The sequence below is a fragment of the Arachidicoccus sp. genome, assembly GCF_050436765.1.
Taxonomy (GTDB): domain Bacteria; phylum Bacteroidota; class Bacteroidia; order Chitinophagales; family Chitinophagaceae; genus Arachidicoccus.
In genome coordinates, this window is the sequence record NZ_JBNQGD010000253.1 from 1 (window position 1) to 13,096 (window position 13,096).

Below are 13,096 nucleotides of genomic sequence, written 5' to 3' on the forward strand. Positions count from 1 at the left end.
GATATGAATGCAGTCATAAAAACATTTTTAAGAAATAATGACAACTCCATTTCTACTTTCTATGTATTGAATGCGATGGCTGTGCGTTCTATTGCCCCATCAGATTTGTTGCCCATTGCGCAAGCTGCCAGTGATAAGTTTAAAGAAGACGGTGCTTTGGCTGCATTTACCAGTCGCCTCAAGGAGGCCGTTTCATCAAGCAGCAGTGGAAATTATCCTTTAGAAAATCAACAGGCCCCAGATTTAGCAATGCAATCCCCCGATGGAAAAACTATTAAAATTAGTGACTTTAAAGGGAAGTATGTATTGGTAGATTTTTGGGCAAGTTGGTGCGGACCCTGCCGTGGAGAGAACCCAAATGTCGTAGCCGCCTACAATAAATTTAAAGATAAAAACTTTACTATCTTAGGCGTGTCTTTAGACAAAGACAAGGCGGCATGGGAAAAAGCTATCAAAGATGATGGTTTGGTTTGGAACCAAATGAGTGATTTAAAGTTTTGGGATAGCAAAGCAGTAAATGTCTATAAATTCAATGGAATTCCTTTTAATGTGTTAATAGACCCCAGTGGAAAAATTATTGCCAACAGTCTACGAGGCGATGATTTAGAAAGTAAGTTGGCAGAAGTCTTGAAATAATCAGCATTGCGAAACGCAATAAAAATAGTTATCTTGTCCACTAATTGTATCATAGGAAAAAATGCAAGATCTAAATTACCCCATTTATTTAAAGCTTAAAATACCTTCGCTAACGAAAATATTCAAGTATTCTTTAATTATATGCATTATTATTTCTGTGTCGCTTGGGATATTTCTTCTCCCATCTGGTCATTATTCAGAAGGTACAATGGCTATTTATGATGTTCCAAAAGAATCAAAATTCGAAATTTCATTGTTGTTAATTGCTATTTTAGGAATACCTATTTTTTTCATTTTAGCAAGTATTCGATATAAAAGAAAGGCATTTTTGCAATTAACCTCAATGAACATTATAATTAGTGATTACAAAACAATTAAATATTATCCAGTTAACGCTATAAAGTATATGACTTGTAATGATGCTTTTTATAAAGGTGTAGCTGACGAGAAATTGACAATTGATTTTAAAGATGAAGACAACAATTTGATATGTATGAGATTAATTGATTATAGCCAATCAGATCAACTCATGGACACTTTGCTGGCATATAAGAATATAAAATTTAATATAACTGAAAATCTAATTGACCCAGAAGAATTGGATACTTAGTTCAATTGTGCAAAATAGAAAGCGGTATAACCCATTGATTCCCAATAAAAAATCCGAAGTAATTTTCTATACTTCGGATTTTTTTCTTTCAAAAGAAAACTATTCTGGCATAATGATAGAAGATTTCCCCGGGAGGATCTCCACCAATTCAATATCAAAAATCAGATCTTTTCCTGCAAGCGGATGATTAGCATCTAACACAACCGATTCTTCTTTTACTTCTTTTATAATTACCTGAAACGTTTGTCCTTGATCATTGCTCATTTGCAACGGCATGCCTACTTCGGGTGTCATTTCAGGAGGAAACTGAGATTTTGGGAACTCCACAATTTGCTCTTCAGAAGCGTGTCCATAAGCCTGCTCCGCAGGGATATTTACAGTTCTTTTTTCTCCAACTTTTAGACCGGTAACACCATCGTCAAAACCAGGAATTACTTGTCCGCTTCCCACTTCAAATTCAAGTGGCGATCGGCCTTCGCTACTATCAAATGTTGTACCGTCTGTTAATTTTCCGTGATAATGTACTTTTACTTTATCGCCTTTTTTAGCTGTCTGCATACAGGTATTTGTTTTTAAAATAAGGCCGCAAGATAAGCTTTAATTGGCAATTGGGAAATCATGAACTGTTATCGCGCAGTTATTTACTATTGCTCAAGTGGCTTATGTTGAATATAATTGGACCATTTTTCCACCAATTGCTGCATGTCTTGAGGCAATTCTGAATCAAAAAACAACTCTTTCCCAGTTATCGGATGTATAAAGCCCAAAGTCTTTGCATGTAAAGCACACCTGGGACAAATAATAAAACAATTATCTACAAATTGCTTGTACTTTGTAAAAATAGTTCCTTTCAAAATCCTTTCCCCCCCATATTCCCAATCATTGAAAAGCGTGTGCCCAATGGATTTCATGTGTACCCTTATTTGGTGTGTGCGCCCAGTTTCCAATTTACATTCTACTACAGAAACATAGTTCAACCTCTGGAGAACTTTGTAATGCGTAATAGCATTTTTGCCTTTATCAGCTTCCTGATAAGTTGTAAACATTTTTCGGAAACGCTCATGGCGTGCAATATTTACATTTATCGTACCATTATCTTCCTCTACATCCCCCCAAACGACAGCGACATATTTTCGAATGACCGTATGATTAAAAAATTGTTTCGCCAAATTCGATGCAGCTGCTCCTGTTTTCGCCAATACAATTAATCCCGTTGTATTTTTATCAATCCGGTGTACCAATCCAAAACGTGGTAAATCCTCCTCATTTAATTGAGGGTTTTGTTGTAAAAGATGATAGGCGACACCGTTCAATAAAGTTCCAGAATAATTGCCAACACCAGGATGCACTACCATGTTAGCAGGCTTATTGATGACCATTACATCATTATCTTCATACACAATGTTTAATGGGATATCCTCCGGTTTTACTTCGGAATAATCGGGACTCGCAACCGAGACCCAAACCAATTCATCACCAGGTTTTATCTTGTAATTGCTTTTTACCTGTTGTCCATTTACAGTAAGAAAACCCGATTCAATACCTTTTTGCACTTTACTTCGCGTAGCATTCTCAATACGCGCCTGCATCCATTTATCTATACGTGTAGGCTCTTGCCCTTTATCGATAATAAAGGTTTTACGCTCATACAATTCTTCTGCATTCTCTTCTTGGGCTATATCTAAATCTTCCACCATGGTGCAAAGATAAAAGCTTAATGATTAAATTATTTTTTATATAAAAATTAAAACCAGATTTTCATAAACAGTCTTTTGAAAACTTTATTATATTATATAAAAATATAATGCTCAAAAATTCATAAAATAGCTTGAAATCCACTGATTTTATTTACAATTATTAATTATGGATTCCTAATTAACTCCCTATCTTTGCCGCGATGAAGTATATTAGAAATTTTTGCATTATTGCACATATTGACCACGGTAAAAGCACGTTGGCTGATCGCTTATTGGAACATACGCATACTATTGGGGAGCGCGACATGATGAATCAGGTGCTTGATGATATGGATTTAGAACGAGAGAAAGGAATTACTATCAAAAGTAAAGCCATTCAGATGGAATATGTAATTGACAATATTCGATACACTTTTAATCTGATTGACACCCCAGGTCACGTAGATTTCAGCTATGAGGTAAGTCGTGCATTGGCGGCCTGTGAAGGAGCATTGCTATTGGTAGATGCCACACAAGGGATACAGGCGCAAACCATCAGCAATCTATATTTAGCAATTGATAATAATTTGGAGATCATTCCTGTTATCAACAAGATTGATATGGACGGCGCAATGATTCCCGAAGTAAAGGATCAAATAATTGAATTAATCGGTTGTGAGGAAGAAGATATATTACTAGCCAGTGGAAAATCAGGTATTGGTATCGAAGAAATTTTACACGCTATTGTAGCAAGAATTCCCCCTCCTGCCGGCGACGAGAAAGCTCCGCTGCAAGCATTAATTTTCGATAGTGTTTTTAATAGCTTCAGAGGAATTATTGCATACTTTCGCGTCTATAATGGCACTCTAAAAAAGGGCGATAAAATAAAATTCATCAATACAGGAGAAGAATATTACGCCGATGAGGTAGGCAAGCTGGGAATGGGTATGATCCCTACCAAAGATGTAAAAGCGGGAGATGTTGGATATATTATCACCGGCATTAAAAATGCCAAGGAAGTGAAAGTGGGTGATACCATTACCCTTCCCGCAAATCCCGGCAAATCTATCAAAGGGTTTGAAGAAGTCAAACCCATGGTTTTTGCAGGTATTTTCCCGGTGGTTACCGAAGATTTTGAGGAGTTACGCGATTGCATGGAGAAACTGCAATTGAATGATGCTTCATTAACTTTTGAATTGGAGACATCACAGGCATTGGGTTTTGGTTTCCGATGTGGGTTTTTGGGATTGCTGCATATGGAAATAATCCAAGAACGCCTGGAACGTGAGTTTAATCAAACAGTTATTACTACTGTACCTAACGTAAGTTTTATCGCATATACCACCCGCAATGAAAAAATAACCGTGAACAATCCGGGGCAAATGCCGGAAACGACCAAAGTGGATAGAATTGAAGAGCCATTTATCCGTGCACAAATAATAACTCAAGCAGATTATACCGGAAATATTTTGACACTTTGCCTAGGTAAACGTGGCATCCTAATAAATCAAAACTATCTTACGCAGACACGTGTAGAGCTTACATTTGAAATGCCTTTAACCGAAATCGTATTTGATTTTTATGATAAATTGAAAAGCCAAACACGAGGTTACGCATCCTTCGATTACACGCCAATTGATTATCGAGCCAGCGACATTGTGAAAATGGACATTCTCCTAAACAATGAAAAGGTAGATGCCTTAAGCGCATTGATACACAGAAGTCGCTCTCAAGAATTTGGAAGAAAATTGTGTGAAAAATTAAAAGAGCTATTGCCTCGTCAGCAATTTCAAATTGCTATTCAGGCGGCAATTGGTGCTAAAATAATTGCTCGAGAAAATATTAGTGCAATGCGAAAAGACGTAACTGCCAAGTGTTATGGCGGTGACATTTCACGTAAACGTAAATTATTGGAAAAACAAAAAGAGGGTAAAAAACGGATGCGCCAAATAGGCAATGTTGAAGTGCCACAGGAAGCATTCTTGGCTGTATTGAAATTAGATGAGTAATCTTATTTTCTGATAAAAAGATTAAAAACTTTCTCCTGTAAAAGAGAAAGTTTTTTTATTGCCTTCTTTGAGCGAGGGTGCACCAAACAATTTTTAATTGTTGGGCTTCATATTTCACAACAATTGATTTACTACTTGGAAGAATGAGAAGTCTTACGGTTACTTCCTACCTGTGCCCGCAGGTCCCTTAAGTTTTTTACGTCTTATACTGACAAAAGAAAAGTACACTGCTTCCAAAAACGTCGAAATATTTTGTGCCTTACATCCCGTCCGCGTTAAAGCGATGAACGGGTTTTACCGAACGTCATATACATATCGAATTAATAATCTAATAATCTTTGCGTAACCTTCGCATAACTTTTCATAAGCAACTTTGCATTATTAAATATATTAATGTGCAAAAAAGAAACCTCGACGTAGTAGTTATTTCAGATGTGCACCTGGGTACCTATGGTTGCCACGCAAATGAACTCACAAACTACCTAAAAAGCATACGGCCTCAACTACTTATATTAAATGGCGATATCATTGATGGCTGGCAATTTTCGAAAAGATATTTTCCAAAAGCCCATTTTGCGGTTATCAAACAAATTATGAGCCTGATCGCAAAAGACACACGTGTAGTCTATATTACAGGAAATCATGACGAGGTGTTACGGAAATATTCAGATATGCAATTAGGCAATCTTTCTCTCACAGACAAATTCATTTTAAAAATTGGTGATAAAAAAATGTGGATTTTCCACGGAGATGTCTTTGACAACACCACCAGGGGGAGCGCAAAAATTTTGGCCAAATTGGGTGGCAAGGGCTACGACTTATTAATATTATTGAATCGCGCTATTAATTCTCTTCTTAACAAACTCGGAAAAGAAAAAATATCCTTTTCAAAGAAAATAAAGAACAGTGTAAAAGAAGCCGTAAAATATATCAACAATTTTGAAAACACAATTGCAGAGCTGGCTATTGAAAATGATTTCGATTATGTAGTATGCGGACATATTCATCAGCCTTGCAAAAAAATATTTTCTACAGAGAAAGGAAAAGTAACCTATTTAAATTCGGGAGACTGGGTTGAAAATCTTACCGCACTCGAATTTTATGATGGAGAGTGGAATTTATTTACCTATTCTTCTGCAGATTTCGCAATCAACTCAACAGAAAAAAATACCCCGCAAGAAGATTGGCATGTCTTCTCCGAAAAAGTGGACTACATATTTTAAAGACGAATAATAATGAAAATTTTATACGCCATACAAGCTACCGGAAACGGGCATATAAGTCGAGCAATGGAGTTACTGCCATATATTGAAAGATATGGAACGGTAGATTTATTTTTAAGTGGGAGCAACAGTACCTTAGCCATGAATAGGCCGGTTACTTTCAGAAGTAAAGGCTTAAGCCTGAAATATACTTGTGATGGAAGATTGCATTACGGAAAGACTTTCTCAGCCTTCTCCTGGCAGAGATTACAGCGTGAAGCGAAGGATTTACCCCTTGAGAAATATGATTTGATTTTAAACGATTTTGAAGCTATCACATCTCTGGCCTGTAAAATAAAAAAAATCCATTCCATACATTTCGGGCACCAGGCAAGTTTCGCATCCGACAATACGCCAAGACCGGAAAATAAAAGTTTTGTAGGCGAATGGATTTTAAAAAATTATGCTAAAGGCACGCACAATTTAGGCTTACATTTTGATAGTTATGACGATTTTATTCAACCACCGGTAATCAAGTCAGAAATTTGGCATGCCCATGTGACAAATAAAAATCACATCACCGTTTATCTTCCATCGTATTGCGATAAAGAATTAATAGATATTTTTTCAATAATAAAGGATTGCTCATTTGAGATTTTTTCGAGACAGGAAAAAAACGTTCGCCGCGAAAACAATATTACTTTATTTCCTGTCGATAAACTTTTATTCAATACAAGTCTTATTAGCTGTAATGGAATTATTACCGGCGCAGGCTTTGAAACGCCTGCAGAAGCAATCTATTTGCAGAAGAAATTAATGGCAATACCCATTGGCGGGCAATATGAACAAAAATGTAATGCGATGGCTTTAAAGAAATTGGGGGTAACTACATTCCCTAAAATAGAAAACGATTTCTACGAGAACGTGCAAAACTGGCTACAGGAACCCGTGAAAGGGAAAAATATAAGCTTCAAGCCTACTGCTTTCATCGTAGATAAATTAATGGAGCTTGCAGATTGCCAAAAGCTTAAACAGATTGACGAACCGCTAGTGAATGAAATAAAAAGCGCTATGATTGCTTAACGCAATCTTATTTACTATCTTCAACAATATTATTTTTCGTTATCCACTAATAGAATTTCTCCACCTTTCCTAAATGAAATTTTTATTGCATTATTGTCTATTTTTTTGGAAATAACGCCATTTTGCTCTGCAAAAGCCCAATGCTTAAACGGCAGTTTTACCGTAGCAGTCCCACCCTGCTCCGCAGCTATTTTTATTGATTTAATTACCCCGTTGCTTTTCTGCGCACTAACTAAAAAAGCACCTTCAGCACGAAGATCATGAAAAGAAACATCTTTCCATTTTTCCGGCACGGCCGGAAAAACTTCTATGGTTCCAGAATTACTTTGCAGCAACATTTCTTGTATTCCTTGAGCAAATGCAAAGTTCCCTTCTAAAGTAAATGGTCGATAAGTATATCCCGAGTATTGACCCCCTTTTTGATCACCGTTTAAGTGGAAACTATTCGGAGAGCAAAAATTTGATGCAAAGATGTGTAGTTCTTTTGCTGCATTATCTCCATCTTTTGCACGTGCATATAAACTGGCGGCCCAACTAAAGGAATACCCGCACCAAGCACGTGTCCCGGTATGTTGTAACCAACGAAGTGAACTATCAATAATGGCTTTATCTGAAGCATTCTCCGGGTTCAATAATGACAAAGGGTAAATAGCTATTAAATTGGAATGATGTCGATGTGAAACATTCCTCGCTTCACGAGGCGCTATTCGTAAACCGGTACTATCAATCGAGAAATAAGGCAGCTGTGATCGCTCTTTCATCCATTGTTTTGCCTCTTTATTCCTACCCATATCTTTTGCCACTTCAGCAGCCGCACCAAAAGCAAAACGCATCAAAGCCAAGTCATAATTTGTATTGCCTTTTGTGTACCAGGCATTGATACTGTTATCGTGAAATTCCGGGCTGGAACTTAATGGCAATATCCGCATACCATCTTTCATTTCTGTTATATTAGACAAAAATGTAGCAACATCGTGTATATAAGGATATGCTCTTTTCTTCAAAAAACTTCTGTCCATAGAATATTTCCATTGCCAATAAAAATTTTGGGCAAGCCACGCACTTACAGTTGGTGATAAGGAATATTGAATCCATCCACCCATTGGCTTTCCGGAAAGTGTAGCCACACCGGGGACATTTAAACCATCCACTTGAAAATATTCTTTTGTATATGCTTCATTTTCTTTGCGCACTTTCCAAAGCCAGTCTGTAAAAGATGCCGCTTCTTGAAGATGATTGCTCGAATAGGTTGGCCAATAACTTAATTGTGTATTCAAATCGTTATGAATATCACCTTTCCATGGTGGAAGTGAGCCATTATCCGCTGTCCAAATTGCCTGTAACGTTATAGGCGGCGCATCTTTGCGAGAAACACATCCTAATTTATACATTTCGAGATAATATTGTTTTTGTAGTAAGGTATCTGGAACAGAGACAGAAGATTTTGACCAAAAATTCTTCCACCACCGTTCATGAGGTAATAACAATTGTGCATACCCCTGCAATAATTTTTCATTACAAATTTTTTCCGCAACATTGTTCCTTTTATCTTTTGCGGCGTAAGAAGCAATGCTCCAAATACCTTCAAGTGTATCACCTTTTTGCGTCCAGGAAACACCTACTTCGTAATGAAATCCGTTGCTTCCTTGTTGAATGTAAGTAATATGATGCGCATCTTGGTGAACAATACCCTTTGCATAACCCAGCTTAGCTAGACCCTGTCCCGATACGACATTCTTCCCAGACCTTTTGCTCGATTTATTGTAATCAGGTACCATCATTTTTGGAATTATATCCGAAGAAATACCAGTTATGCGAAAAGCTCCAAAAGGCTGTGACGCATCCACAAAAGCTTCCAGTATAGCACCATCTTGCCAGATTACTTTTATTTGAGCCTTTTTTATATCCAATATGGCCGATTTCACTTTGCCTAATGCAGCGATATTAAATTCCAATGCAGCAGCAGGGATCTTAGTAGGATAAGGCAATGCTTCATAAGGTGCATCACCGAGCTTCTGTACCGTATCATATTGATTTGTGGCTACTTGATTTTCTACCCATTTAAAATTAAAGCGGGATAGATCTAATGCCTGTCGTTCATCCCACAAATCAGCCCTATCCAAGGAGAAACGAAGGTTTTCTCCATTTTGCCAAACCAATGCGCCCAACATGCCATTACCCAAAGGCAATGCCTCATCCCATCTATTCGGTAATTCATTAAAAGATAAATTATATGCACTCAGATTTTGCGCATTCAAAAAAGATACATTTGCAAAAAAAACAACGATCCAAAAGAATTTCTTCATAAACTTATGGGGTCAAGTAAAAAAATACTTATTCTACTTTAGTAAAAACTAAAGCCGCATTGAAGCTACATTATTTACACCAGTAAATTTAAGTAAAACGATTGCGGAGAATTTATGAAATCAAACCTTATTATAAACGCTTGTATGAAACAGCTTATTTAAATAGATAATGTCCAGTCCTAGCTACAATCGTCGATAATATTATGCTTCTATTACGATAGTCCCGCTCAAATAGTCATGCAGCGTTTTACCATCTAAAAAAGGGATAAATAAAAAGTCTATAACGATAACTCTTATTAAACTACGTAAAAATATTTGTCCAATCGATGGTTTTTGACCATTAGATTTCACCACTTTACTTATGCTCAGCCACTTACCCGGCGTACGCCTCCAAATACTTTCAAACAAAAAATAATAAACGACTAAAGTAATAAAGAAAAAACTATAAGGCGGCAACGGTTTGTAACCCCAATACATTACTTGAAAGCTGTACCAGTTCGAAAATACTAACGCGATAATAAAAATCAGGAATGTATCGATTAAGAAATTTAACACTCTTGTCCCCGTACCTACTGTCTTCATTCTAAATAATTTTGCAAATGATGCTGCGAAGATATACCAAATCAGCACTATTTTCCATTATCGCATCAAATACATCTTAGCATAACCCTTTTTTGAAATATTGACCTATACGAACGTTTTTACTATAAGGGATGCTTAATGGAGAAATGGCTGAAGTTCATCGGGCCTTGCTCTGTAACTGTTTATACGATAGTCTATGTGCGCGAATTTTCGTCCATAGTTGCGCATACTCGCCCATTTGTATTTGGGAATGTTTCGGCTGATATGCAAAGTGTTAAATTCAGTTCTAATTATTTCTCCTATAATTTCTTACAACTGATAGTCAATTGCCCGTCTCAACATTGGTAAGGCCGATAAATTCAACAGGTCAAGTTTAAAACTTCTTGTCAAGAAGAATCACCTATCTCACTTCACCCAAAATATTATTCTATTATTATAGAATAACTTTAAGCAGCCTCTTTTTAATCTTCCCAGGTTCAATTACATTTGCACAAATTCCATCTTATGAATTTAATTGAAGAATTACGCTGGCGTGGTATGTTGCAAGATATAATGCCCGGTACGGAAGACCAGTTGCTCAAAGAAAAAACTTCGGGTTATATTGGCTTCGATCCCACTGCCGACAGCCTGCATATTGGTAGTTTAGTTCCCATTTTGTTATTGGTACACTTGCAGCGCGCAGGTCACAAGCCTTATGCTTTGGTAGGTGGCGCTACCGGAATGGTAGGTGATCCAAGTGGGAAAAGCAACGAACGCAATTTATTAAGCGAGGAGCAGCTAAATATGAATGTTACCGGCATAAAAAAGCAACTCTCCAAGTTTTTAGACTTTCGTAGTGATAGCGAAAATGCCGCTGTACTAGTAAATAATTATGATTGGTTCAAAAATATCTCTTTTATAGAATTTTTACGCGACACTGGTAAGCATATCACTGTCAATTATATGATGGCAAAAGATAGTGTGAAAAAACGTATTGAAGGAGAAGCAGGTATTTCGTACACCGAATTTGCTTACCAATTGATGCAAGGATTTGATTTTTATCATTTGTATAAAAATAATAATTGCAAACTACAAATGGGCGGCAGTGACCAATGGGGAAATATTGTGACAGGTACAGAGCTGATACGCAGGAAAGCCGGCGGCGAGGCATTTGCATTTACCTGTCCTTTAATTAAAAAAACAGATGGGACTAAATTTGGCAAAACCGAGGGCGGAAATATTTGGCTAGATGCAGAAAAAACATCTCCCTACCAATTCTACCAATTTTGGTTAAATGCTTCAGATGAAGATGCTGAGAACTGGATAAAGATTTTTACTTTTTTACCAAAGGAAACAATTGAAAACATCGTTGCACAACACAAAACTGATGCGTCGAAACGTACTTTACAAAAGCGTTTAGCACAAGAAATAACCAACTTTGTTCATGGAGAAGTCGAATTCAAAAAAGCAATTGAAGTAACTGAAAAATTATTTGTCCATCAAAATGTTCCCGCAGAAAATCTTACGATAGATGATCTGGAATCTATGGAAGGGGTGCAAAAAATAGACATTTCTGTAACGCAATTAAATATAGACGTAATTTCCTTTTTAGCCGAAGCACAAATTTTCTCCAGCAAAGGTGAAGCGCGAAAAATGGTTCAGAATGGGGGTATTAGTATCAACAGGAGAAAGGTTGAAGACTTGCAAATGCAAATAACTACAGAGCTTTTATTACACAACAAATACTTGCTGGCGCAAAAAGGAAAGAAAAATTATTACTTGATTGAGGTAAAACAAAAATAGGTTTCCTTTATTGATCTTATCTATATTCCGTCATTCTTGCTAGCACAGCTCGAGAATCTTTATACAGGTTCTTCGTTGTTGTGCGCGTATAATCCGAAAAACATCAAACCTGTATTTCGGCGACCAAAAATACGCTTCCGCAAATCAAAATTAAATCGCCTTCTTGGAAACCTTCCCTCGCTGAAAGCAAGGCTAAATCAATGTTTTCAAAAGATTGCCCTCGTAATTCTTTTTCGTGCGCGAGTTTCGCCAATTCCAATTCATTCAATGCCCTCGGTATTTGTGCTTTAGTAAAATAATAGGTTGCTTCCTTAGGTAAAATATTCAGCACGCCAGAAATATCTTTATCCTTTACAAAACCAATAATTAAGCGCAAGTGTTTATAGGACATGTTTTTTAGCTGCTGAACAATTTGTTTTATTCCATCTTCATTATGACCCACATCCGCAATTATCAACGGCTTTTCATTTATCAATTCCCAACGACCATGCAAACCGGTAAGACCTTTCACGTTTTTTAAGGCATTTAAAATATCCTTTTCTTCAATATTCCAGCCCCTCGATTTTAATTGACTGACAACTTCCAGAACGCCTGCTATGTTTCTTGTTTGGTAAATACCTGGCAGATCAAGCTCATATTTCGTAGATTTATTATGGCTTTTTTCTTTTATCCAAACGAAAAGACTTAACAAATAGCTCTGAACCTTTTCAACAGCGTAAATTTCTTGGGCAAAATATATAGGGGCATTCACTTCCAAGGCCTTTTTCTCAAAGACGAGTCTAGTTTCCGGCAAAGTTTCTGAAACTACAATAGGGACATTTTGTTTGATAATCCCAGCTTTCTCAAAGGCAATTTTATCTAAAGTATTCCCCAATAGGTTCATGTGATCCATACCTATATTGGTAATCAAACTCACTTCAGGAATGATGACATTTGTACTGTCCAAACGACCGCCCAATCCCGTTTCAATTACAGCTATATCAATTTTACTTTCAACAAAATATTGAAAGGCCATCGCTACCGTAATCTCAAAAAAAGAAGGTTGTATGCTAGCTAAATAAGGCCGAATTTTTCCCACAAAATTCACGACAAACTCTTCGGTGCAAAGCTCCCCATTTATTTTAATACGTTCACGGAAATCGTGCAAGTGTGGCGAGGTATACAGCCCTGTTTTATAACCAGCTTGTTGTAATATTGCAGCAAGCATATG

11 protein-coding genes are annotated in these 13,096 nt (G+C 36.9%); 6 read left to right on the forward strand and 5 right to left on the reverse strand.

From position 1 onward, the window contains the following. On the forward strand, positions 1-636 hold a 636-nt coding region (locus tag ACQR30_RS11150; protein WP_429735057.1), incomplete at its 5' end, for a TlpA family protein disulfide reductase. Between the two features lie 61 nt (positions 637-697). After that, positions 698-1,246, forward strand: a complete 549-nt coding sequence (locus tag ACQR30_RS11155) for a hypothetical protein (RefSeq protein ID WP_429735059.1) — start codon at positions 698-700, stop codon at positions 1,244-1,246. Between the two features lie 99 nt (positions 1,247-1,345). Here the strand turns inward: ACQR30_RS11155 and ACQR30_RS11160 are convergent, their stop codons facing one another. Together ACQR30_RS11160 and ACQR30_RS11165 are read right to left on the reverse strand one after the other, a co-directional pair. After that, positions 1,346-1,804 (reverse strand): FKBP-type peptidyl-prolyl cis-trans isomerase, encoded by a 459-nt coding sequence (locus ACQR30_RS11160; RefSeq protein ID WP_429735061.1) that lies wholly within the window; start codon positions 1,802-1,804, stop codon positions 1,346-1,348. Positions 1,805-1,890: 86 nt separating this feature from the next. Then, complete coding sequence (locus ACQR30_RS11165; protein WP_429735063.1) at positions 1,891-2,943, reverse strand: RluA family pseudouridine synthase; 1,053 nt, start codon at positions 2,941-2,943, stop codon at positions 1,891-1,893. 200 nt (positions 2,944-3,143) lie between these two features. Between ACQR30_RS11165 and lepA the strand changes: the two genes are divergently transcribed. From lepA to ACQR30_RS11180, 3 genes are all read left to right on the forward strand, one after another. Further along, on the forward strand, positions 3,144-4,931 hold the full coding sequence (lepA, locus tag ACQR30_RS11170) for a translation elongation factor 4 (RefSeq protein WP_429735065.1): 1,788 nt from the start codon (positions 3,144-3,146) through the stop codon (positions 4,929-4,931). Between the two features lie 395 nt (positions 4,932-5,326). Further along, positions 5,327-6,154: a UDP-2,3-diacylglucosamine diphosphatase gene (locus ACQR30_RS11175; protein WP_429735067.1), complete on the forward strand. Its 828-nt coding sequence runs from the start codon at positions 5,327-5,329 to the stop codon at positions 6,152-6,154. 12 nt (positions 6,155-6,166) lie between these two features. Then, entirely contained in the window at positions 6,167-7,216 is a 1,050-nt protein-coding gene (locus tag ACQR30_RS11180) for a glycosyltransferase family protein (protein WP_429735069.1), read from the forward strand. Between the two features lie 29 nt (positions 7,217-7,245). Here ACQR30_RS11180 and ACQR30_RS11185 read toward each other — a convergent pair whose 3' ends face one another. Continuing rightward, positions 7,246-9,522: a glycosyl hydrolase family 95 catalytic domain-containing protein gene (locus ACQR30_RS11185; RefSeq protein WP_429735071.1), complete on the reverse strand. Its 2,277-nt coding sequence runs from the start codon at positions 9,520-9,522 to the stop codon at positions 7,246-7,248. Between the two features lie 201 nt (positions 9,523-9,723). Continuing rightward, positions 9,724-10,104 (reverse strand): RDD family protein, encoded by a 381-nt coding sequence (locus ACQR30_RS11190; RefSeq protein WP_429735073.1) that lies wholly within the window; start codon positions 10,102-10,104, stop codon positions 9,724-9,726. Positions 10,105-10,608: 504 nt separating this feature from the next. Between ACQR30_RS11190 and tyrS the strand changes: the two genes are divergently transcribed. Continuing rightward, positions 10,609-11,886, forward strand: a complete 1,278-nt coding sequence (tyrS, locus tag ACQR30_RS11195; protein WP_429735075.1) for a tyrosine--tRNA ligase — start codon at positions 10,609-10,611, stop codon at positions 11,884-11,886. Between the two features lie 103 nt (positions 11,887-11,989). Here the strand turns inward: tyrS and ACQR30_RS11200 are convergent. Next, positions 11,990-13,096 (reverse strand): bifunctional folylpolyglutamate synthase/dihydrofolate synthase (locus ACQR30_RS11200; protein ID WP_429735077.1); only part of this gene is annotated, 1,107 nt, incomplete at its 5' end.